The 21,298-nt window shown below is 65.9% G+C and carries 20 protein-coding genes; 7 read left to right on the top strand and 13 right to left on the bottom strand.

Translation table 11 applies throughout. The features are described from left to right. Positions 1-21: 21 nt before the first annotated feature. Positions 22-558 carry a GNAT family N-acetyltransferase gene (locus AC07R1_RS16180; RefSeq protein ID WP_053156760.1) on the bottom strand — a complete coding sequence of 179 codons (537 nt, stop codon included), beginning with the start codon at positions 556-558 and terminating at the stop codon, positions 22-24. Positions 559-789: 231 nt separating this feature from the next. Here AC07R1_RS16180 and AC07R1_RS16175 point away from each other — a divergent pair, with 231 nt between their 5' ends. Continuing rightward, complete coding sequence (locus AC07R1_RS16175) at positions 790-2,946, top strand: TonB-dependent receptor (protein WP_495110701.1); 2,157 nt, start codon at positions 790-792, stop codon at positions 2,944-2,946. 57 nt (positions 2,947-3,003) lie between these two features. On the opposite strand, the gene AC07R1_RS16170 is transcribed toward AC07R1_RS16175, so the two are convergent. The 4 genes from AC07R1_RS16170 to AC07R1_RS16155 form a co-directional block, all read right to left on the bottom strand. Then, the gene (locus AC07R1_RS16170; protein ID WP_065364411.1) at positions 3,004-4,014 is read right to left on the bottom strand and encodes an Ldh family oxidoreductase; all 1,011 of its coding nucleotides are present in this window, start codon (positions 4,012-4,014) and stop codon (positions 3,004-3,006) included. A gap of 115 nt (positions 4,015-4,129) precedes the next feature. Then, a complete protein-coding gene (locus tag AC07R1_RS16165) occupies positions 4,130-5,704 on the bottom strand; it encodes an aldehyde dehydrogenase (NADP(+)) (protein ID WP_495110700.1) in 1,575 nt (524 codons plus the stop codon). Positions 5,705-5,736: 32 nt separating this feature from the next. Beyond that, positions 5,737-7,308: an APC family permease gene (locus AC07R1_RS16160; RefSeq protein ID WP_065364413.1), complete on the bottom strand. Its 1,572-nt coding sequence runs from the start codon at positions 7,306-7,308 to the stop codon at positions 5,737-5,739. A gap of 159 nt (positions 7,309-7,467) precedes the next feature. Beyond that, positions 7,468-8,388, bottom strand: a complete 921-nt coding sequence (locus AC07R1_RS16155; RefSeq protein ID WP_065364414.1) for a dihydrodipicolinate synthase family protein — start codon at positions 8,386-8,388, stop codon at positions 7,468-7,470. A 276-nt stretch (positions 8,389-8,664) separates the two neighbouring features. Between AC07R1_RS16155 and AC07R1_RS16150 the strand changes: the two genes are divergently transcribed. From AC07R1_RS16150 to AC07R1_RS16130, 5 genes are read left to right on the top strand one after another with little or no spacing between them, the layout of a single operon-like run. Beyond that, the gene (locus tag AC07R1_RS16150) at positions 8,665-9,597 is read left to right on the top strand and encodes a 4-hydroxyproline epimerase (protein WP_495110699.1); all 933 of its coding nucleotides are present in this window, start codon (positions 8,665-8,667) and stop codon (positions 9,595-9,597) included. Then, on the top strand, positions 9,594-10,715 hold the full coding sequence (locus AC07R1_RS16145) for an NAD(P)/FAD-dependent oxidoreductase (RefSeq protein ID WP_495110698.1): 1,122 nt from the start codon (positions 9,594-9,596) through the stop codon (positions 10,713-10,715). The genes AC07R1_RS16150 and AC07R1_RS16145 overlap by 4 nt, the downstream gene beginning before the upstream one ends. Then, positions 10,712-10,945, top strand: coding sequence for a 2Fe-2S iron-sulfur cluster-binding protein (locus AC07R1_RS16140; protein WP_011059752.1), 234 nt, complete (start codon positions 10,712-10,714; stop codon positions 10,943-10,945). Before AC07R1_RS16145 ends, AC07R1_RS16140 begins: the two co-directional genes overlap by 4 nt. Next, entirely contained in the window at positions 10,942-12,231 is a 1,290-nt protein-coding gene (locus tag AC07R1_RS16135; protein WP_072451067.1) for an NAD(P)/FAD-dependent oxidoreductase, read from the top strand. Before AC07R1_RS16140 ends, AC07R1_RS16135 begins: the two co-directional genes overlap by 4 nt. A gap of 59 nt (positions 12,232-12,290) precedes the next feature. Then, positions 12,291-13,067, top strand: coding sequence for a PAS domain-containing protein (locus AC07R1_RS16130; RefSeq protein WP_495110697.1), 777 nt, complete (start codon positions 12,291-12,293; stop codon positions 13,065-13,067). A gap of 7 nt (positions 13,068-13,074) precedes the next feature. Here AC07R1_RS16130 and AC07R1_RS16125 read toward each other — a convergent pair whose 3' ends face one another. Beyond that, the gene (locus AC07R1_RS16125; RefSeq protein WP_011059749.1) at positions 13,075-13,848 is read right to left on the bottom strand and encodes a GNAT family N-acetyltransferase; all 774 of its coding nucleotides are present in this window, start codon (positions 13,846-13,848) and stop codon (positions 13,075-13,077) included. A 203-nt stretch (positions 13,849-14,051) separates the two neighbouring features. Between AC07R1_RS16125 and AC07R1_RS16120 the strand changes: the two genes are divergently transcribed. Next, complete coding sequence (locus AC07R1_RS16120) at positions 14,052-14,462, top strand: low affinity iron permease family protein (RefSeq protein WP_342402839.1); 411 nt, start codon at positions 14,052-14,054, stop codon at positions 14,460-14,462. 38 nt (positions 14,463-14,500) lie between these two features. Here AC07R1_RS16120 and AC07R1_RS16115 read toward each other — a convergent pair whose 3' ends face one another. From AC07R1_RS16115 to yiaY, 7 genes are all read right to left on the bottom strand, one after another. Continuing rightward, complete coding sequence (locus tag AC07R1_RS16115) at positions 14,501-15,409, bottom strand: SDR family oxidoreductase (RefSeq protein ID WP_368994776.1); 909 nt, start codon at positions 15,407-15,409, stop codon at positions 14,501-14,503. Between the two features lie 43 nt (positions 15,410-15,452). Next, a complete protein-coding gene (locus tag AC07R1_RS16110) occupies positions 15,453-15,983 on the bottom strand; it encodes a DUF4142 domain-containing protein (protein ID WP_011059746.1) in 531 nt (176 codons plus the stop codon). A 159-nt stretch (positions 15,984-16,142) separates the two neighbouring features. Beyond that, positions 16,143-17,492, bottom strand: coding sequence for a sensor domain-containing protein (locus tag AC07R1_RS16105; RefSeq protein WP_011059745.1), 1,350 nt, complete (start codon positions 17,490-17,492; stop codon positions 16,143-16,145). A gap of 104 nt (positions 17,493-17,596) precedes the next feature. Then, complete coding sequence (locus tag AC07R1_RS16100; RefSeq protein WP_011059744.1) at positions 17,597-18,235, bottom strand: LysE family translocator; 639 nt, start codon at positions 18,233-18,235, stop codon at positions 17,597-17,599. A gap of 239 nt (positions 18,236-18,474) precedes the next feature. Then, positions 18,475-19,206 carry a PA3715 family protein gene (locus AC07R1_RS16095; RefSeq protein WP_495110696.1) on the bottom strand — a complete coding sequence of 244 codons (732 nt, stop codon included), beginning with the start codon at positions 19,204-19,206 and terminating at the stop codon, positions 18,475-18,477. A 25-nt stretch (positions 19,207-19,231) separates the two neighbouring features. Continuing rightward, positions 19,232-19,969 (bottom strand): PA3715 family protein, encoded by a 738-nt coding sequence (locus AC07R1_RS16090; RefSeq protein ID WP_053149500.1) that lies wholly within the window; start codon positions 19,967-19,969, stop codon positions 19,232-19,234. A 158-nt stretch (positions 19,970-20,127) separates the two neighbouring features. Then, on the bottom strand, positions 20,128-21,276 hold the full coding sequence (gene yiaY / locus AC07R1_RS16085) for an L-threonine dehydrogenase (protein ID WP_011059741.1): 1,149 nt from the start codon (positions 21,274-21,276) through the stop codon (positions 20,128-20,130). Between the last annotated feature and the right edge of the window lie 22 nt (positions 21,277-21,298).

Below are 21,298 nucleotides of genomic sequence, written 5' to 3'. Positions count from 1 at the left end.
CCCCACGCGTGCCCCCCCGCCTCAGCCAGCCGGCCGTTGCTGGCAAAAATCCTCACGGGTCATTGCAAAGAAGCGGCAGGGCAAGCCTTCGAAATCGGCATTGTGGGTGAAGCGAAAACCGACCTTGCGCGCCACCGCCAACGACGCCTCGTTGTCGACATGGGCATCGGCGACTATGCGCTGCACCGCCGGGTCGGCAAACGCATGCTCGACGATCCGCCGCGCGGCCTCGCTGGCAAAACCCCGCCCCCAGGCCCGCCGCACCAGGCGCCAGCCCATTTCCAGCTCGGGCCCCACAGCATCGAAGGGAATGAAGGAAACCCAGCCCAGCAACTCATCCGGCGCGTCCTTGGCGAAGATCGCCCAATACCCGCAGCGCGGGCCGAAATCCTGGGTCATGCGCCCCTGTAAAAAGTCCCTGTGCCACTGCCCGCCATCCCAGGTCCCGGGGATGAAGCGCGTGACTTCGGGATCCTGATCCATACCCAGGCACGCCTGGAAGTGCTCAAGGGTACGGGGGCGCAGCAACAGGCGGGCGGTTTCGAAATGCAGGTTCATCCGTGAGCTTCCTGAAAGGGGGCGCTCATGAAACCGCAACGCCGGAAAAAAAAGAACCCTCCGGTTCAGCAACAGGCCACGGCCCCCCGGTAGCGGTCCTGAGGAGGGCCCGGCTATCGCGCATACAGCGACGCATACACTTTTCGACATGATTGTTCAGATAGTTCTGATTGAATGATATTAATTCGCAGATGAGAATCCATTCCAAATAAAACGGAGGCTCTATCTGAAATGTCTAGTCCTGCCCGCCCACACCCATGGAAGTTGTGGTCCACATCCCTCGGTTTGATGGCCCTTAGCGAAGCCAGCCTCGGCGCCACCGAGCAATCCACCGAACGCCCATCCGACCCGGCATCCGTCACCCTCGGCACCACCCACGTCAAGGGCGAACACAAGCCGGGATACAAGCGCGAAACATCGGATTCGGTGAAGTTCACCGCACCGCTGCGCGAAACCCCGAAGTCGGTGACCATCATCACCGAATCCCTGATGCAGGAGCGTGCGGTGTCGACCCTGGCCGATGCCCTGCGCACCACGCCGGGAATCACCTTCGGCGCGGGCGAAGGCGGCACGCCGCTGGGCGACCGGCCCTTCATCCGTGGTTTCGAAGCCAGCACCGACATCATGATCGACGGCATTCGCGATGTCGGGCGCATGACCCACGAAGCCTTCAACGTCGAGCAGATCGAGATCGTCAAGGGCCCGGGCTCGGCCTACGCGGGGCGCGGTTCCACCGGCGGCACCATCAACCTGGTCAGCAAAGTGCCGCAGCAGGAAACCTTCGCCGCCGGCAGCCTGACCCTGGGCACCGATCAACTGCGCCGCACCACCGTCGACCTCAACCAGTACCTGCCCGAACAGAACATGGCGCTGCGCCTGAACGCCATGAAACATGAAGCCGATACCCCCGGGCGCGACGACGTGGAAGTCACCCGCTGGGGCCTGGCGCCGAGCTTTTCCTTCGGCCTGAACACCGATACCCGCGGCACCCTCAGCTACTACCACATGCAGAGCGACGACATTCCCGACCAGGGTGTTCCGGTATCGGCCATCAGCGGCAAGCCGGTCAAGGTTGACCGGGACAATTTCTACGGCTTCAGCAAACGCGACTTCCGCAAGACCTCGGCCGATCTTTTCACCCTGCAACTGGAGCACGACTTCAATGACCAGCTGACCCTGCGCAACACCACACGCCAGGGGCGCAGCATGCAGGACTACATCATGAGCCGGCCGATTGCGACACCGGCCCAGGAGCTCAACAACCTCGCACAACGCACCGCTCGCCCACGTAACGTGGTCAATACCTCGCTGATCAACCAGACCGATATTTTCGGCAAGTTCGACACCGGCTCCATCGGCCACAGCTACAGCGCCGGCCTGGAATTCTCCCGGGAACGGATCGACGAGAAAAACCGCTATGGCAGCGCGGGCAGCGCCGACCTCGGTGACCTGAACAACCCCAACCCCAAGGATCCCTTCACCCCGGTGCCACGCGGCGATGGCCAGCATCGCGTCACCAAGCACAACAACCGCGCCCTGTACGTGATGGACACCCTGGCCCTGCATGAACAGTGGGACCTGAACCTGGGGGCACGCTTCGACAACTACCACGTGCGCGATGACGCCCAGAGCAACCGCAGCAACCTCTGGACCTACCAGAGCGGCATCGTCTTCAAGCCGCTGCCGTACGGCAGCATCTACCTGTCCTACGGCACCTCGTTCAACCCATCGGGGGAAACCGCCGGGCAATCCGGGGGGGCCGACGGCGCCGCGGGCGGGCGGTTGAGCAACCTGGATCCGGAAAAGAGCCGCAGCATCGAGCTGGGCACCAAGTGGGACCTGCTGAACGAACGCCTGTCCCTGACCGCGGCCCTGTTCAAGACCGAGAAGACCAACGCCCGGACCTACGACCCGATCAGCAACGAGGTCACGCTGGACGGCGACGTCGAGGTGAAGGGGTTTGAAGTGGGAGCCACCGGCCATCTCACCGAGCAGTGGGAAGTGATGGCGGGCTACACCTACCTGGATGCCAAGACGGTCAAGTATGCGTCCGGAAAAAACACCAACTTCGATGGCAACCAGGCCAAGTTCATCGCCCCCAACAGCGGCTCGGTCTGGACCACCTACGCCCTCACCGACCGCTGGAAGGTCGGCGGCGGCGCCAACTATGTGGACAAGCGCTATACCAACGATGAAAACACCCGCAGCCTCGATTCCTACTGGCGCTACGACGCCATGCTCGCCTACCGGGTGAACAAGAACCTGGACCTGCAACTCAACGTGCTCAACCTCACCGACGAGACTTACTACGACGCCTCCCACGTGGGGATGTTCGCCACCGTCGCGCCGGGGCGCTCCGCCGAGCTGGCGGCCAACGTACGCTTCTGATGCCGTAAAGCCGGCTCCTGCACTCATCCGCAGGAGCCGTCTGCCGGTGAACAGGTCTCAGAGCAACCCGCGAATATCCTCCAGCAGCCCTCGGGGAATCTGCACTCCGTGCTCCAGGCTGCGGGCCCGGGCCGCAAAACGCCGCTGTGACGGCAGCCGTGCGCCCTGTCGGGCAATCGCCGCGAACAACCCTTCCGCCCGTTCCAGCCCCTGCGCATAGCCCTCCCCCAAAAACACCCTGGGATCGAACGCCAGCACCAGTTCCCCATGGCAGGGCGTAGCCCCCACGCCTCCATCGAAGGCCATGGACTCGGCACTGGTCAGGTCGCCGATCAGGGCACCGGCCAGCAACTCGATCATCGCCGCCAGGGCCGAACCCTTGTGCCCGCCGAACGTCTGCATGGCGCCCTGCAACGCCGCCTTGGCATCAGTGGTGGGCTGGCCATCGGCGTCGATGGCCCAGTGCTCGGGAATCGGCTTGCCCTGGCGTGCATGCAGTTCGATATCCCCCCGGGCAATGGCACTGGTGGCGAAGTCAAAGACAAAAGGCTGGCCCCCCGGGCGCGGCCAGGCAAAGGCCAGGGGGTTGGTGCCGAACACCGGATGACGCCCGCCCGCCGGGGCCACCCAGCTATGGCTGGGGTTCATCGCCATCCCCACCAGGCCGTAGTCGGCAATCGCCTCGACCTCCGGCCACAGCGCGGAAAAGTGGAAGCAGCGCTTGATCACCATGGCGGCGATGCCCTGGCTGCGGGCCTTTTCCGCAAGGATCGGCAAACCGGTATGAAAACCCAGCAGGGAGTAGCCGTAATGGGCATCCACCTCCAGCACCCCGGGAGAAACATGCCGCAGGCTGGGTTCGGCCCGGGGGTCTATCCGGCCCTCGCGCACCGAACGTACGCAGCCCAGCAGACGATACACCCCATGGGAGTGGCACTCGTCACGCTGGCCCTGGGTGATGACTTCGGCGATCGCCCGGGCATGGGCGTCGGACAGGCCGTGGCGAGTGAGGACCTGATAGGACAGGGCACAGACTTCATCCAGTGACAGGGTGATGTATTCAGACATGCAGGAACCTCTATGGCAGGTGGGGAACGCTCCTGTGGGAGAGTTTGCGGATAGGTAAGGCAAGAAGGATGAGTAGGCACGCCGGCACTCCCGAGGAGAGCAGGCGCGCCTTGGGTCAGTCCGGGCCCTGGCCGTCGAGCAGCTGCGGCACCTGCAACGGATTGGCGCTGTGCAGTTCAGCCGGCAACAGCGACTCGGGCAGGTCCTGGTAGGACACCGGGCGCAGGAAGCGCTGGATCGCCAGGCTGCCCACGGAAGTGCTGCGGCTGTCGGAAGTGGCCGGGAACGGCCCGCCATGGACCATGGCATGGGCCACTTCGACACCGGTGCCGAAACCGTTGGCCAGCAGGCGCCCGGCCTTGCTCTCCAGCAGCGGCAGCAGCGCCCGCACCTGCGGCTGATCGCCCTCGCCCAGGTGAATGGCAATGGTCAGCTGGCCCTCCAGGCTGCGCAGTACCTGTTGCAGGACAGTCAAGTCGGCGCAGCGGACAATCAGCGAGGCCGGGCCAAAGATCTCCCCGCGCAACTCGGGGCACGCCATGAACGCCGCGGCCGAGGTGGCGAACAATGCCCCGCGCGCCTGCTGGCCCTGCCCTTCCGGGCCCTGGGCCAGGAGCTGCACCCGGGCATGCGCCGCGAGGCTGGCCACGCCTTGGCAGTAGCTGCGGTAAATGCCCGGCGTGAGCATGGTCTGCGCCGCCACGTGGCCGAGGGCCTCGGCGGCGGCCCGCTCAAAACGCTGCAACGCCGGCCCATCGACGGCCAGGATCAACCCCGGGTTGGTGCAGAACTGCCCGGCGCCCTGGGTCAGCGAGGCGACAAACGCCGGGGCGATCTGCTCGCCGCGCTCCTCAAGGGCATGGGGCAACAGCAGCACCGGATTGATCGAACTCATCTCCGCATACACCGGGATCGGCTCGGCGCGCGCCGCGGCGATCTGCATCAGGGCCATCCCGCCGCTGCGCGAGCCGGTGAAACCCACGGCCTTGATCCGCGAGTCCGCCACCAACCCCTGGCCGATATCCCGGCCACTGTCGAACAACAGTGAAAACACCCCTTCGGGCATTCCCTGCTGCCGTGCCGCCCGGGCGATGGCCTGGGCCACCAGTTCCGAGGTGCCGGGGTGGGCCGAGTGCGCCTTGACGATCACCGGGCAGCCCGCCGCCAGGGCCGATGCGGTATCGCCGCCGGCCACGGAAAAGGCCAAAGGAAAGTTCGACGCACCGAACACCACCACCGGCCCCAGACCAATCTGCCGCAAGCGCAGGTCGACCCTGGGCAAAGGCTGGCGCCCGGGCTGCGCCGGGTCGATCCGCACCCCGAGAAACCCGCCCTTGCGCACCACCGCGGCAAACAGCCGCAACTGGCCAACGGTGCGCCCGCGCTCGCCTTCCAGGCGGGCACGGGGCAGGCCGGTTTCCAGCAGGCAACGCTCGATCAGTTCATCCCCCAGCTCAAGAATCTGGCTGGCGATACTCTCCAGAAACGCCGCCCGCTGCTCCAGCGGCAACAGCCGATAAGGCTCGAACGCCGCCTGGGCCAGGGCACAGGCACGCTCCAGGTCGGCCGGTGCGGCCCCGCCAAAAGCCGGTTGCAGCACCTGGCCGGTGGCCGCGTTCAGCCCATGGATATGCCCGTGGGTGCCCAAGGTAGCTTGCTGGCCGATCAGCATCTGTCCAGTAACAGTCATGGTTTGCCTCGTCTGCTTGAAAGTGGGCACCCTCATTCCACCTCATCGCCGTCCAGCACCAGCTTGGCGCCGGGCACGCCGGTGTTGGCGCCCCAGTAGTAGATACACAGGGCCATGAGGGTGACGGTCAGGGTGTCGAAGGGGTGAGCCAGGGCGCCGATGCCGCCGAAGCTGCCCAGGTAGGAAATGACGATGGTCAGGGCATAGAACGCGATCAGCCACAGGGACGAACGCACCTGTTCGCCAAGGCTCAAGTGATCGGTGGGCACCAGGCGCTTGCACAACAGGTAGATCACGAACATCAGGATCTGCAGCCCCAGCAGCCAGGACACCGTGCCCCAGCCCGACCAGTAGACGATCAGCGCCGCGATCACGAAGGACACCGGCCCCAGCAGGGTAAAACCACGCACGCGGAACGGCCGCGCCAACTCCGGCGCGCTCTTGCGCAAGGCCGCGACACTGATGGGCGCCACTGCATAGCTCAGTACCAGGGCTGCCGAGACCACATTGATCAGGGCTTCCCAGGAAGGGAACGGCAAGGTCCAGAACACCGACAGGCCGAAGGTCAGCCACAGCGCCGGACGCGGAATGCCGGACTCTTCGTCGATGCGGGTGAAGATCTTGAAAAAGGTCCCGGTGCGGGCCCAGCCGTAGACCACCCGCGGCGTGGCGTTCATGTAGATGTTGCCGCAGCCGCTGGGGGAGATCACCGCGTCGGCCACCACCAGGTAGGCGAGCCAGCCGACCCCGAGCGTCAGGGCGATATCGCGGTACGGCAGAGAGAACTCCTTGCTGATGCCACTCCAGCCGTTAGCCAGCATTTCCGTGGGAATGCTGCCCAGGAAGGCCAGTTGCAGCAGGCCGTAGATCAGGGTCGAGAGCAACACCGAAAGGATCAGGGCAATGGGAATGGTGCGCTGCGGATTGCGCACTTCGCTGGCCACGGAAATGATCGGGGTCAGCCCCAGGTAGGCAAAGATGATGCCCCCCGCCGAGACCGCCATCTCGATCCCCGAGAGACCGAACGGCGCAAAGCCCTGGACATGGAAGTTATCGGGCTTGAAGAAGGTGAACAGCACCCCGATCACCAGCAGCGGCACGATGAACTTGAACAGGCTGATGAAGTTGTTGGATTTGGCGAAGGTCTTGACGCTGTAGTAGTTGAGCCAGAAGAACAGGCACAACAGGGCGAACTGCACCAGCCAGCCGATGATCGTCGGGTTGCTCGAGCCCTCGTGGGTCAGCGCCGGGAACCAGGCCGCGGCGTACTGCCGGGCCGCCACCACTTCAATCGCCACCAGGCTGGAAAAGGCGATCAGGGTGATGAACCCCATCAGGTAGCCCAACAGCGGCCCGTGGGAAAACACCGGATAGCGCACTACCCCGCCGGCCCGGGGCAGGGCTGCCCCCAGCTCGCAGTAGACGATGCCCAGCAGCAGTACGGCAAAGCCGCCCAGCAGCCAGGAAAAGATCCCCGCCGGCCCGGCAATCGCCGAAACGTGGCTGGCAGCGAACAGCCAGCCGGAACCGAAAATCGCACCCAGACCGATAAAGGTCAGGTCCACCAGAGAGAGTTGTTTCTTGAATTTGCCTTTGCCTGACATGGGGCTGCGCCTGTTTTGGATTATTGGAATGGGCAGATGGAATGTCACGTCGGCGGGGCCGGCCGACGCTTGCAGCACTGCACCCGGGCTGTGCCTTGTGGCTGCCCGGAGCTGTTGTTTGGAAGCGGGCGCCCTTCACCCTGGGCGCCCGTGAACGCCTTACAAGCCGACGTTGGGCAGGCTCGGGCGCGTGGCCAGGGCCTTGGCGACAATCGCCTTGACCTCGGCCAGGGTCTCGCCCTGCAGCGGCAAGCGCGGCGGCCGGGTAATGGACGAACCACGCCCTACCAGTTCTTCGCAGAGCTTGATGCACTGCACCAGGTCCGGACGGGCATCCAGGTGCAGCAGCGGCATGAACCAGCGGTACAGGGCCAGGGCTTCCTCGAAGCGCTTTTCCTTGGCCAGGCGGAACAGCGTCTCGCCCTCCTTGGGGAAGGCCACGGACATCCCGGAGACCCAGCCCTCGGCGCCCACCGCAACGCTTTCCACCACCACGTCATCGAGCCCGGCGAACAGCACGAAGCGGTCGCCGACGGCATTGCGCAGGTCGATGAAGCGCCGGGTATCGCCGGAGGAATCCTTGAAGCAGACGATGTTCTCGCAGTCCTGCAGGGCGATCAGTACGTCGGGGGTGACGTCGTTCTTGTAGATGGGCGGGTTGTTGTAGACCATCACCGGCAGGTCGGTGCCGGTGGCCACGGCGCGAAAATGCGCGGCGGTCTCATGGGGCTTGGCCGAGTACACCAGGGCGGGCATCACCATCACCCCGTCGGCCCCGGCCCTGGCGGCCTCGCGCACGGTGTTGCGGGCAAACTCGGTGGTGAATTCGGCCACCCCGGCAATCACCGGCACCCGGCCGCCGGCGGCGTCCTTGGCCACTTCGATCACCGCGAGTTTTTCCGCGGTGGTCAACGAGGTGTTCTCCCCCACGGTGCCGCACACCACCAGCCCCGAGACGCCATCGTCCACCAGGCTGCGCATGACCTTGTGGGTGGCTTGCAGGTTCAGGGAAAAATCGGCGTTGAACTGGGTGGTCACTGCGGGGAACACACCGCTCCACTGGATGGTTTTACGGCTCATGGTCTTGTCCTTGTATGAGGTCGGCCGGGCCGACAGGCGTTGGATACGAAATCCAGAGTCGCCTTTTATCCCCGTCGCAGCTTGAGACTTTTCACCCCCGAAGGAGACGAAATCGGCACACTTGCCCGGCGCTCGCGGCTCACCGGCATGTTCCTCGCACACCGCCTCTACAGCCGAACGGACTGTGCCGATTTCGTCATCCACGACAGCGAAAACCCACAAGCGGCAGCGCCCCTGCCAAGGCCACTCTGTAGCTCTTTGCCCTCAGGTGCCCTCATGAAAAAAATAACCGTGATCGACTCCCACACCGGGGGTGAACCCACCCGCCTGGTCATCGACGGCTTTCCCGACCTGGGCCGTGGCTCCATGGCCGAACGCTTGCAGATCCTGGAGCGCGAGCACGACCAGTGGCGCCGGGCCTGCGTCCTCGAACCCAGGGGCAGCGACGTGCTGGTGGGGGCCCTGCTGTGCCAGCCGCAGGCCGGCGACGCCTGTGCCGGAGTGATCTTCTTCAACAACAGCGGCTACCTGGGCATGTGCGGCCACGGCACCATTGGCCTGGTGCGCTCGCTGTATCACCTGGGGCGCATCGACCAGGGCGTGCACCGTATCGAAACCCCGGTGGGCACCGTCGAGGCCACCCTGCACGAGGACCTGTCGGTGAGCGTGCGCAACGTCCCCGCCTACCGCTACCGCACCCAGGTGATGCTGCAACTGCCCGGCCACGGCAAGGTGCACGGCGACATCGCCTGGGGCGGCAACTGGTTCTTCCTGATCAGCGACCACGGCCAGCGCATTGCCCTGGACAATGTCGAAGCCCTGACCCACTACACCCGGGACGTGCGCCAGGCCCTGGAAGCCGCCGGCATCACCGGCGCCGAGGGCGGGGTCATCGACCACATCGAATTGTTCGCCGACGACCCGCAAGCCGATAGCCGCAACTTCGTGCTCTGCCCCGGCAAGGCCTACGACCGTTCGCCCTGCGGCACCGGCACCAGCGCCAAGCTGGCGTGCCTGGCGGCGGACGGCAAGCTCGCCTCGGGCCAGGCCTGGCGCCAGGCCAGTGTCATCGGCAGCCAGTTCAGCGCCCACTATGAGAAGGTCGGCGAGCAACTGATTCCGATCCTTCGCGGCAGTGCCCACATCAGCGCCGAAGCCACTCTGCTGCTGGACGACAGCGATCCGTTCGTCTGGGGCATCGGCTCGTGACGCCGGTGGCCGAGGCCGAGGTGATAGTGGTGGGCGCTGGCATCATCGGTGCCGCCTGCGCCCATGAGCTGGCCCGGCGCGGCCTGCGGGTGCAGGTGCTCGACGATGGTCGTGGCGGTGCCACCGGGGCCGGCATGGGCCATCTGGTGGTGATGGACGACAACCCGGCGGAACTGGCCTTGAGTCACTACTCCCTCGGCCTCTGGCGGCAGCTGCGCGAACGCCTGCCCGAGGCCTGCGCCTACCGGAACTGCGGCACCTTGTGGTTGGCCGCCGACCACCACGAGAGGGACCTGGCGCGGGCCAAGCAGCAGGCCCTGGCCGACCACGGCATCAGCGGCGAGCTGCTGGACAGCACCCGGCTGGCGAGCCTGGAACCGATGTTGCGCAAAGGCCTGGCCGGTGCGCTGAAGATCTCCGGCGACGCGATCCTCTACGCCCCGGCCACTGCCCACTGGCTGCTCGGCAACGCTTCGCTGATCAGGCGCCAGGCAGCCCGGGTGCGCAGCGTCGCCGGGGACCAGGTGGAGCTCGCCGACGGTCGCGTGCTGAGGGCACAACGGGTGCTGCTGGCCAACGGCTTCGCTGCCCGGGAACTGTTGCCGGCCCTGCCCCTGCGCCCGAAGAAGGGCCATCTGCTGATCAGCGACCGCTACCCGCAACAGGTCGGCCACCAACTGGTGGAGCTGGGTTACGCCGCCAGCGCCCACGCCAGCCACGGCACCTCGGTGGCGTTCAATGTCCAGCCGCGGCCCACCGGTCAGTTGCTGATCGGCTCGTCCCGACAGTTCGACACCCTCGATCCGGCCATCGAACCCAGCGTACTGGCGCCCATGCTGCGGCGCGCCGTGGACTACCTGCCGGCGCTCGCCGAGCTCAACGGCATCCGCGCCTGGACCGGCTTTCGCGCCGCCACGCCGGATGGCCTGCCAATCCTCGGCGAACACCCGCGGCAACCGGGCCTGTGGCTGGCGGTCGGGCACGAAGGCCTGGGAGTCACCACCGCTCCCGGCAGCGCGCGACTGCTGGTGGACCTGATGCTGGGCGAATGCCCGGCGCTCGACCCGCGCCCCTATCTGCCCGGGCGCTTCGCCGCCCTGACTGGAGACTTGCCATGATCATCTACCTGGACCAGCAGGCCCTGCAGGTGGCCGACGGCCTCAGCGTGGCCGCCGCCGTGGCCGGCAGCGCCGACCCGCGCACCCGCACCTCCTGCGGTGGCCAGCCGCGGACCGTGTTCTGCGGCATGGGCATCTGCCAGGAATGCCGGATGACCATCGATGGCCGCCGCCAGCTGGCCTGCCAGACCCTGTGCCGGGACGGCATGCAGGTGGAGCGCAGCCAATGACCGCCCGCCACCTGCAGTGCCAGATCCTCATCGTCGGCAGCGGCCCGGCGGGGCTGGCCGCCGCCCAGGCCGCCAGCCACAGCGCCAGCTCGATCCTGATCGTCGATGACAACCCGCGCCCCGGCGGCCAGATCTGGCGCCACGGCCCCCAGCATCCGCCCAGCGCCGCCCAGGCCGAGCACTTCAAGGTACTGCAGCACCCGGCGGTGCGTTACCTCAGCGCCACCCGCATCATCTCAACCCTGGGCACCCACAGCCTGTTGCTCGAAGATGCGCGGCAGGCCTGGCACGTGGAATTCGAACAACTGATCCTGTGCTGTGGCGCCCAGGAACTGCTGCTGCCCTTCCCCGGCTGGACCCTGCCCGGGGTGACCGGGGCCGGCGGCCTGCAAGCGCTGCTCAAGAACGGCCTGGCGGTGGCAGGAAAGACCCTGGTGATCGCCGGCAGCGGTCCCTTGCTGCTGGCCAGCGCCGCCACCGCGCGCCGCGCCGGCGGCCGGGTGGTGCGGGTGCTGGAACAGGCCCCGGCGGCCTCGCTGCTGGGTTTTGCCGCCCAGTTGTGGCGCTGGCCGAACAAGCTGGCCCAGGCCCTGAGCCTGGCCACCCCGAGCTATCGCTGCAACGCCCACGTGGTCGAGGCGCTGGGCGAGCAGCACCTGCAGGCCGTGCGCATCCGCCAGGGCCGGCGCACCCTGGAAATCCCCTGCGACTACCTGGCCTGCGGCTTCGGCCTGGTGCCCAATGTGCGCCTGGCCAGCCACCTGGGCTGCCGCCTGGAACAGGGCGCGATCGCGGTCGATCAGCAACAGCGCAGCAGCCTGCCCCAGGTCCTGGCCGCCGGCGAGTGCACGGGCATCGGTGGCAGCGAACTGGCGCTGATCGAAGGCCGGATCGCCGGCTGTGTGGCCAGCGGGCAGGCAGACCGGGCCGCCGAACTGATCCAGCAGCGCCGTCACTGGCAGCATTTTGCCGAGCGCCTGCTGCGGCATTTCGAGCTGCAGCCGCAGGTCCTGCAACTGGCCCGAGCTGATACTCTGCTGTGCCGGTGCGAGGATGTGCCCTACGCCGCCGTGGCCGCAGCCCCCGACTGGGCCCAGGCCAAGCTGCAGAGCCGCTGCGGCATGGGCGCCTGCCAGGGCCGGGTCTGTGCCAGCGCGGCCCACCGCCTGTTTGGCTGGGCACCCACCCCGCCACGGGCACCCCTGGTGCCGGCGCGGATCGCCACGCTGCTGCTCGACAGCCAGCAGGCACGCCCCGGCGCCGACAATGCAACCGGCGGCCCCTGAACCCCTTGGCTTTATCGACCCAGATCCATCCCCCAAGCCCCCATAGAGAGAGGCAGACGATGATCGATGGCGCACAGCTGCACCACTTGCCCCGGGCCATCGCCGCCCATGCACCCCGGGACCTCAATGGCCTGCTGGCCAACATGGCGCCGATCACCCCGCTGCTGGACTGCATCCCCAGCGCGGTGTTCTTCATCAAGGACCTGCAGGCCCGCTACCGAGTGGCGAACCTGACCCTGGCCCAGCGCTGCGGTTTCAAGAATGTGCGGCCCCTGCTGGGCAAGACCTCCGCCGAAGTCTTCCCGGCGGTGCTCGGCCCGGTCTACACCGAGCAGGACCAGCGCGTGCTGCGCCAGGGCATCACCATCAAGGGCCAGCTGGAACTGCATCTGTATGGCAGCCGCGAGCCCGGCTGGTGCCTGACCCAGAAACTGCCGCTGTACGGGCGTGACGGGCAGATCATCGGCATGGCCGGGATCTCCCTGGACCTGCAGGCCGCCCATGACACCCATCCGGCCTATGAACGCCTGGCAGCGGTGGACCGGCATATCCGCGAGCACTACAGCGAGGCCATCCGCCTGGACGACCTGACCCGCATCGCCAGCCTGTCCACTGCCCAGCTGGAGCGCTACTGCAAGCGCATCTTCCACCTCACGCCACGGCAGATGATCCACAAGGTCCGCCTGGAACACGCTTCGCAGTTGCTGCTCACCGAAGAACCCATCACCGAGGTCGCGCTGCAATGCGGCTACACCGACCACAGTGCCTTCAGCCGCCAGTTCAAGGCCCTGACCGGGCTCAGCCCGCGCCAGTTCCGGCAGAACGCTGCCCGCTAGGGCAGGCTCATTCCTGGCAGAAGGTGCGGTAGTCGAACAGCGCTTCGAAGCCGGCCTTGCGGTAGATCGACAGGCCATCGAGGGAGGCTTCCAGCACGCAGGTCCTGGCGCCCCTGGCCCGGGCGAACGCCAGCACCGCTTGAATCAGCGCCGTGGCATAGCCCTGGCCCTGGCAATCCTGCACGGTGCCGATGTCATCCAGGCGCGCCAGCCCCGGCAGCAGCGAGAGGGTCAGGGCACTCACCGGGCGCTCCTCGACATACAGGGTGAAATGGCTCAGGGCCCGGCCCGCCGACAGCGCCGCCCGATGCCGGGCCAGGTACTGCTCGATCCCCCCCTCGCCGGACTCGAATGCACTCTGCACGGGCTGCGCCCAATCCTCCAGGCGCAGGTCGCTACAGCGCACCTGGGCCTGCGCCGCAAGCGCTTGCCGGGGCTCATGGCGCGTCAGATCGAGCACCATGCAGGTAGTCTTGTCCGCCGCCAGCAGATGCTGCTGGTGCAATTGCCCGCTGACCCGGGGCACCAGCGCCTCGGGCACCACCACACAGAACGGCATGCCCGTGCGCTGCAGGAACGCCACGCCTTCGGCCAACGCCCCCGGCTCGTCGACGGCGCAGACATTCATCATCAACAGGTTCAGGCTGCTGGCTTCGACCCCGGTGCAATAGGCACTCAGGCCACTGCCGAAACGTCGATAGAACTGGGAGATGGAAACGAAGAAATAGTCTTGCGCCTGGTGATACAGGTCGATGACCGAAGCACCGGTACTGGCCGACATAAGCTGCCTCCTTGAGCGTCGTGGCGCCCCATGGGGCACCTGGCCCGGGCCACGTTAAGCCCAGCGCCCCGACAGCTCCAGCACAATCCTGTTTTATTGTGCGAAGGAGTGTTGTGAGGTGTAAGCGGGCACTGGAAAAAAAGCACTTTCGCCAGAGCCCTGCTGTCACAGCTTCAGACAACTCCCCCATAAGGAACACGGCCATGAAGTTCTCGAAGATCTCGCAAGCGCTGTCGATGTGGGCCGGCAGCCCGAAAACCTTTCTCGGCGCGCTGTTGCTGATTCTGATCTGGGGGCTCAGCGGGCCGGTGTTTCACTTCAACGACACCTGGCAGTTGATCATCAATACCTCCACCACCATCATCACCTTCCTCATGGTGTTCCTGATCCAGAACACCCAGAACCGCGACAACGACATTCTGCACTTGAAGATCGACGAGCTGCTGCGGGCCACCAAGGCGGCCCACAACGCCATGCTCAACCTGGACGGGCTGGACCTCAAGCAGTTGGAGCAGATGCGCCGCGAATACCGCGAGATGGGCCAGGGCGGCGATTCCGAGCTGTCCGTCAGCACCTCCAGCCAGCAGGACAAGACCGATCTCAACCAGTGCTGAGATCGGCTCGGCGAAGGCAGGCCCCTGCGCCGATCATCCTAGGGCAGAGGGTTGCCGCCGGTGACCCCGAACACTTCGCCGGTGATGTAGCTCGATTCCTGCGACGCCAATAGCACGTACAGGGGAGCGCATTCGGCCGGCTGCCCCGGACGCTTCATGGGGGTTTGCAGGCCGAACTGCGGGATCTTTTCCCGAGGCTGGCCACCACTGGGTTGCAGTACGGTCCAGATCGGCCCCGGCGCCACGGCGTTGACCCGGATCCCCCGCCCGATCACCTGTTTGGCCAGGGCCTTGGTGAAAGCCACGATCGCCGCCTTGGTGGTGGCGTAATCCAGGAGGCTGGCCGAAGGCTGGTAGGACTGGATCGACGCGGTGTTGATCACCGTGGCGCCAGCCGGCATCAGCGGCAAGGCCGACTGACAGATCCAGAACAAGGCATACACGTTGGTCTTCAAGGTGGCGTCGAACTGAGCGGTGCTGATGTCGGCGATGTCCTCCTGCGCCACCTGCTTGCCCGCCACGTTGACCAGGATGTCCAGCCCACCCAGTTGCTCATGGGCACGGCGCACCAGGTCGCGGCAGAAACGTTCGTCGCTGATATCGCCGGGAAGCGCAACGGCCTTGCGCCCGGCGGCCTTGATCAGCTCTATCACCTGGCGGGCGTCGCGCTCCTCCTCGGGCAGGTAGTTGATGGCGACGTCCGCGCCTTCACGGGCATAGGCAATGGCCGCCGCGCGGCCGATACCCGAATCGCCGCCGGTGATCAGGGCCTTGCGCCCCAGCAACCGGCCAAAACCGTGATAGCTGTGCTCGCCGTGGTCGGGACGGGGAATCATGTCCTGGTCGATGCCCGGCGCCGTTTGCGGCTGGTCGGGAAATTCCGGCTGGGGGTACTGGGTCAGGGGATCCTGCATCGCGTACTGATTGGATACGGGTTGAGTCGACATGGTGCTCTCCAACTAAAGGGCAAGGATGGGGCAACGGCGGGGCTCAACCGTCCAGCCGGTCGGACCGGCGCCCGGCCTGCAGGGCCTTGGCCATCTGCAGGTGGTTTTCCAGCTTGGGCAGGGTCTCTTCGGCAAATGCCTTGAGCTCCGGCACCTCGCTGGTCTGCGCCTGCTGCTGGATCTGCTCGATGGCTTCTTCGGTGGCCTTGACCTGGCTGGCGGCGTAGGCGCGATCGAAGTCCTCGCCCTCGGCTTCAGGTACGCGGGGCATCAGGCGCTTGGCCTGGTCCATCACCTGTTCCCGGGGGGCGACCGGCAAGTCCAGCTGCTTGGCGATCTTGGCCAGGTGCTGGTTGGCGGTGGTGCGGTCGTTGATCACCTGGATGGTGTATTCCTTGACCGCCTTGGATGAGGTCTGTTGGTGGGCCAGGCGGCTGGCTTCGATATCGGCCATGCCCTTGGCCGAGGCGTCGTCGATGAAATCCGCGGGGGACTGGGCCAGGGCGCTGGTGGCGCCAAGGCCCAGGAGCAGTGCCAGTCCGGCACCGCGCATGACTGTGGCCATGGGGTTCATGAGGTGGCTCTCCGCTTGCAAATTGATCTGCCGGAAGCCATGGCTCCCGTCTGCATAGGGAAAGGTGGGGGGCGCAAAGGTTTAGAAAAACCCTCGCTTGCACGACGAACGGTGAACCCCGGCACGGCCGGGCCAGGGCTTCATCCGGTGCTTGCCGGCTCAGGCGTTGGAGCGGCTTTTCTGCGCCCGCTTGACCGCGTACATGGCTTCGTCGGCGTGCTTGAAAAGCTGTTTTTCCTCCAGGCCATGCTCGGGATACAGGCCGATGCCGATGCTCGGCAGGATGTTCAACGAGTGGCCGTCCAGGCGCAGCGGCTCGCCCAGCGTCCGCCGGATCTTCTCCGCTACCCGCTGGGCGTCCTCGCTGTGCTGCACGCTCTCCAGCAGGATCACGAACTCGTCGCCGCCGATCCGCGCCACGGTGTCGGTTTCCCGCACGCAGCCCTTGAGCCGGTTGGCCACCGCTTGCAGCAGCATGTCCCCCACCGCGTGCCCGCAGGTGTCGTTGACCTCCTTGAACTTGTCCAGGTCGACATACAGCAGGGCCATGCGCCCCGACTCGCGCCGGGCCCGGGCCAGGGCCGAACGCAGGCGCTCGCGCAGCAGTTCGCGGTTGGGCAGGTGAGTCAATTGATCGTATTCGGCCATGTAGTGCAGGCGTGCATGCAGCTGCTTGCGTTCGATGGCCGCGGCCAGCTGCGCACTGACGTACTGCAAGAGTTCCTGGTCCTGTTCGCTGTAGCTTTCGGTGCCCGGGGCGCTCTTGACCATCAGCACGCCGATGGTGCCCTTTTGCGAATTCAGCGGCACGCCCAGCCAGCAGCGCGAACCCTGGATAGCCGCGAACTCGCTCCAGAGCACCCGGTTCACCGGGCACTCCGGCGCCAGCAGCAAGGGCTGGCCGCATTGCAGCACCTCGACACAGAAGCGTTCGATCAAGGTGCCCGGCAGTTCCGGGCTGCCTTCGCAGTCATCGACGTGATAGGGAAAACTCAGGCTGGCGCTGCGCTCGTCGTAGAGCGCCAGGGAACAGTTCAGCGCCGGCAGCCATTCGCCGATGATCCGATGCACATGCCGGAACAGCACCAGCAGGTCTTCGGTGGCATGGGCCGCCTCGGAAATCGCGTACAGCGCCGCCTGCCGGGATTCCGCCTGCTTGCGCTCGGTGATGTCGCGGGCCACGGCGATGCGCAACTGGTCCACTTCCGACCAGCGCGCCGACCAGAGAATATGCGCCACCCGCCCGTCCTTGCGCACGTAGCGGTTCTCGAAATTCGGCTTGGGCACCCCGCCCATGATTTCCCGGGCGGCCTGCAAGGTACGTTCACGATCGGCCGGGTGCACCAGCTCGATCATCGGGCGGCCGATCAGCTCGTCGGCGGTGTAGCCGAAGACCCGCTCACAGGCGGCGCTGACGAACACGAAGCGACCCTCGACATCCACGGCGCACACGGCGTCCAGGAGCAGGTCGATGAAACTGGCCAGAGGCGCGGAGTTCTTGGTTGCCATCAGAGAAAGCTACTACCCATGAAAAATGCACTGAGTACCCATCCCTTGAGCCCGGTCGCAGGCCGAAGCCTGCAACTGCACACCGTCGCAACCCGCGCGGCGCGTCACGCCTTGTTGCCGACCAACCCTGGCACTGCGTGCAGCAGGGCATTGATCGCGAAACCGATGAACATCACCCCGCAGACCCGGGTGATCGCCAGCTCGTGGCGCTGGTACCAATTGCGTACCTTACGCGCGCCGACGATGCCGATGAGGATAGCGTATGCGCCAAGGCCGCCAAGGAAACTCAGGGCAATCAGCCCCGGCAGCATCGACCAGGTCAACAGCTCCGCGCGGCTGGAGAGCAGCGCGGTGAAGGTTGCCACCGCCACCGGATAAGCCTTGGGATTGGTCAGGCCGAACAGGATCCCGTGCCAGAACGGGTTGCGCGCCGGGCCCTGGGGTTCGTCGCCATCGCGCGGTTTACTGCGGATGGCCCGCAGGCCGAGCCAGAACAGGTACAGGCCGCTGAGCACGCCGAGGATATTGAACGCATCGCTGCCGATCTCCCGGGCCCCGACAATGGCGATCAGCGCCGTGCTGCACCAGACCACGTCGCCCAGCATGTGCCCGCAGAGAAAACCGGCCCCCGCCTGCCGCCCGCGGGCCGCGCCGATGCCGAACACCGCCAGCACTCCGGGCCCAGGGGTGATCGCATAAATGAAACCCGAGGCGATAACGGCCAGCAACAGCGATGAGGTCATCAGCAAGACTCCAGGACGATGCGCCTGACAAAAACGCCAGGCACAGGGGGAATGTGGCGGATTCTGCACGATCAAGGCACCTTGCCACCAGCCGCTTTCGTCAGCTGCCCCTGTGGAACAGTCTCTCAATCGGCGGAGTAAAAGCGCATTCCCGGGTAAGGATGATCGCGCCAGGCCAGCAATCGCGAGGCCAGATCGCTGACGGCCAGGCTCAGGTGGTTGAGCCCCTTGTGCATGGTTCACGCTCCCGTCAAGGTTTTCGGCAAGGGGTAGCGCTGGCCGTCGTAGTGCAAGGTGACACGGCTGTCCCTGGGCACCAGGTCGCGGCTTTCGCAACCGGCCGGCCCCTTGAAATGCTCGGTGTCGACGATTCGCGTACGCACCAGCAGGTCGGTCTGGCCGTTGCGCTGGCCGTTGCCCAGTTCCAGGGTCCGGTGCAGGGTCCGGCTGCGCCCGACACACTCACTGCCCCGGCCGAGCTCAGCGCGGCGCTCATCCACCACCAGCCCTTCGAGCCTCGGCGGAAGGCCCTTGCCATCACGCACGAACAGGGTCAGCACGGTTTTCTCATGGGGGTGGGTGCTTGAGGCGCGGCGGTAAGTGGCCCGCAGGCCAAAGGCCCGCTCCTCCTCGCTCAACTGGTAACGCCCGGTATCGATCTGCAACCCCTGCAAGGCCAAGCCATCGGAACGCCGGGCCAGGTCCTTGTTGTAGCTGGCCACGGCCCAGCCGCTGTCGTCGAGCAGCAGCGCCACATCCAGGTTGTAGCGAGGTGCCTTGGCGTTTTCGGCCCCTTGCATCGGCGTTGCTCGAACCCCGATGTTGATGCCGTCTTCCGCCGGCCAGGGTTTGCAGACATGGAGTTCTCCCGGGGAATTGGGGCTGTTGTCGCACTCGGCCAGCGCCATCGTCGCCACACCCAGCAACGCGCACAGCACCAGCCCGCGGGTCGATTGTTCAAGCAGGTTCATCAAGCTTCCTTATCGCTCGCCGGTATCAGATGCCACTGAAGCCATTGGGCAGGACGTAGCGTTGGCCATCGTAGTGCAGGGTGCTGACCACCGGTTTGGCGGCCACGGAGGTGGACTGGCATTCTTCCCCGACTTTTTTGCTCTGGGTACTGACGCTGACCGAACGCACGATCAGGTCGGCGTAACCGTGGCTGCGGGTCTTGGCGATATCCAGGGTGCGCGTGGTTTTAGTGCCCTCGCCGGCGCACTGGCCATCCCATTCGCCGTTGTAGGAATGGGCCACGAACTTCTCCAGCACCGGGCGCAGGGTACTGCCCTCGCGCACGTAGAGGCTGAGCCAGGTCTGATTGAAGGGGTTGACCCTGGAGGAACCCTCGAACGCGGCCCGGACCCCGAACGCTCGAACCTGAGGCGTCAGTTGGAAGCGCCCGGTATCGAGCTTCACGCTCTCCAGGCGAAAGGCGTCGGAGACAAAGGCGGCAGGCTGCTCATAGCTGGCCAGGGCCTGTCCGCTGCTGCGGTCCAGCACTGCCAGTTGCAGGTTGTAGGTGCCGTCATCGGTGCCGGTGTCGCTGGGGTCCGGAACCTGCTCGGACAGCAGGCTGATGCTCTGGTCGGCAAAGGCCGGCCAGTCCTTGCACAGGGAAAAGCCCGGGACTTCGGCATTGCGTGGCGGCGGCAGGCACTGGGCGGCGGCGGATGTGGCACCGGCCAGCAGGGCCAGGCTGCCCAGAAGCGGGGCCAGGGAAGAGCAACGGATCATTCACGACTCCTTGTGACAGGCGGATAGAGCGCCATTTCAGGTCGCACTATCCTCCGCGGCGCGGGCGCTTTCAACGCCGGGAGCAGTTGCTCGGGAGTCTGTGGTGCCGGGCGTGCGGATGAACCCTTCGCTGGCTTGCCAGCGAAGGGTTCCGTCCCTCAGAACGCGTTGCGGAAAATCTCCTCGATCTGCCGCTGATCTGCCGGACGCGGGTTGGTCAGGCCGCAGGCATCCTTGAGGGCATTGGCCGCCAATAGCGGAATATCCTGCAACTTGGCGCCCAACTCGCGCAAACCAGCGGGAATCTCCACATCACGGGCCAGGGTGCGGATCGCCGCGATGGCCGCCTGGGCGCCCTCTTCCGGGCTGAAACCGCGAATGTCCGCTCCCAGCGCGTGGGCCACATCGGTCAGGCGCTGGGCGCATACCGTGGCGTTGAAGCTCTGCACATGGGGCAACAGCACCGCGTTGCACACGCCATGGGGCAGGTCGTAGAAGCCGCCCAGCTGGTGGGCCATGGCGTGCACGAAACCCAGGGACGCATTGTTGAATGCCATGCCGGCGAGGAACTGCGCATAGGCCATGTTCTCCCGTGCCAGCAGATCGTTGCCGTCGTGCACCGCCTGGCGCAGGTTGGCGCTGATCATTTCCACGGCCTTCAGGGCGCAGGCGTCGGTGATGGGGTTGGCGGCGGTGGACACATAGGCTTCCACCGCGTGGGTCAGGGCATCCATGCCGGTGGCGGCGGTCAGGCCCTTGGGCATCGCCACCATCAGTGCCGGATCGTTCACCGACAGCAACGGCGTGACGTTGCGGTCGACGATGGCCATTTTCACGTGGCGCGATTCGTCGGTGATGATGCAGAAACGGGTCATTTCGCTGGCAGTGCCGGCGGTGGTGTTGATGGCGATCAAGGGCAGTTGCGGCTTGGCCGACTGGTCGACGCCTTCGTAATCGCGGATCTGCCCGCCATTGGTGGCACACAGGGCAATGCCCTTGGCGCAGTCATGGGGCGATCCGCCGCCCAGGGAGATGACGAAATCGCACTGTGCCTGCTGCAATTGCGCCAGGCCCTGCTCGACGTTGGCAATGCTGGGGTTGGGCTTGGCACCGTCGAAGATCACCGAATCGATGTCCTGCATGGCCAGCTTCTCGGCCACCATGCTGGCCACGCCAGCCTTGGCCAGGCCCGTGTCAGTGACGATCAGCGCCTTGCGAAATCCATAGTTGCGGATGGCGCTCATGGCCTCGTCGAGACAGCCGATGCCCATGATGTTCACGGCTGGAATGAAAAAGGTGCTGCTCATCAGAAGGTCTCCCGGCGAATGC

The sequence above is a fragment of the Pseudomonas sp. GW821-FHT07F01 genome (assembly GCF_059418825.1).
The sequence above is the reverse complement of the archived record's forward strand: the minus strand, read 5'-3'. Positions and strand labels throughout refer to the sequence as shown.

Excerpts from the sequence above, each read along its gene's own strand:
- AC07R1_RS16125 (WP_011059749.1), bottom strand. The coding sequence starts at position 13,848 with ATGTCGGCCAGTACCGGTGCTTCGGTCATCGACCTGTATCACCAGGCG.
- AC07R1_RS16115 (WP_368994776.1), bottom strand. The coding sequence starts at position 15,409 with ATGTCGACTCAACCCGTATCCAATCAGTACGCGATGCAGGATCCCCTG.
- AC07R1_RS16130 (WP_495110697.1), top strand. The coding sequence starts at position 12,291 with ATGATCGATGGCGCACAGCTGCACCACTTGCCCCGGGCCATCGCCGCC.
- AC07R1_RS16105 (WP_011059745.1), bottom strand. The coding sequence starts at position 17,492 with ATGGCAACCAAGAACTCCGCGCCTCTGGCCAGTTTCATCGACCTGCTC.
- AC07R1_RS16160 (WP_065364413.1), bottom strand. The coding sequence starts at position 7,308 with ATGTCAGGCAAAGGCAAATTCAAGAAACAACTCTCTCTGGTGGACCTG.
- AC07R1_RS16180 (WP_053156760.1), bottom strand. The coding sequence starts at position 558 with ATGAACCTGCATTTCGAAACCGCCCGCCTGTTGCTGCGCCCCCGTACC.
- AC07R1_RS16135 (WP_072451067.1), top strand. The coding sequence starts at position 10,942 with ATGACCGCCCGCCACCTGCAGTGCCAGATCCTCATCGTCGGCAGCGGC.
- AC07R1_RS16120 (WP_342402839.1), top strand. The coding sequence starts at position 14,052 with ATGAAGTTCTCGAAGATCTCGCAAGCGCTGTCGATGTGGGCCGGCAGC.
- AC07R1_RS16100 (WP_011059744.1), bottom strand. The coding sequence starts at position 18,235 with ATGACCTCATCGCTGTTGCTGGCCGTTATCGCCTCGGGTTTCATTTAT.
- AC07R1_RS16170 (WP_065364411.1), bottom strand. The coding sequence starts at position 4,014 with ATGTCTGAATACATCACCCTGTCACTGGATGAAGTCTGTGCCCTGTCC.
- AC07R1_RS16090 (WP_053149500.1), bottom strand. The coding sequence starts at position 19,969 with ATGATCCGTTGCTCTTCCCTGGCCCCGCTTCTGGGCAGCCTGGCCCTG.
- AC07R1_RS16110 (WP_011059746.1), bottom strand. The coding sequence starts at position 15,983 with ATGAACCCCATGGCCACAGTCATGCGCGGTGCCGGACTGGCACTGCTC.
- AC07R1_RS16155 (WP_065364414.1), bottom strand. The coding sequence starts at position 8,388 with ATGAGCCGTAAAACCATCCAGTGGAGCGGTGTGTTCCCCGCAGTGACC.
- yiaY (WP_011059741.1), bottom strand. The coding sequence starts at position 21,276 with ATGAGCAGCACCTTTTTCATTCCAGCCGTGAACATCATGGGCATCGGC.
- AC07R1_RS16175 (WP_495110701.1), top strand. The coding sequence starts at position 790 with ATGTCTAGTCCTGCCCGCCCACACCCATGGAAGTTGTGGTCCACATCC.
- AC07R1_RS16140 (WP_011059752.1), top strand. The coding sequence starts at position 10,712 with ATGATCATCTACCTGGACCAGCAGGCCCTGCAGGTGGCCGACGGCCTC.
- AC07R1_RS16095 (WP_495110696.1), bottom strand. The coding sequence starts at position 19,206 with ATGAACCTGCTTGAACAATCGACCCGCGGGCTGGTGCTGTGCGCGTTG.
- AC07R1_RS16150 (WP_495110699.1), top strand. The coding sequence starts at position 8,665 with ATGAAAAAAATAACCGTGATCGACTCCCACACCGGGGGTGAACCCACC.
- AC07R1_RS16165 (WP_495110700.1), bottom strand. The coding sequence starts at position 5,704 with ATGACTGTTACTGGACAGATGCTGATCGGCCAGCAAGCTACCTTGGGC.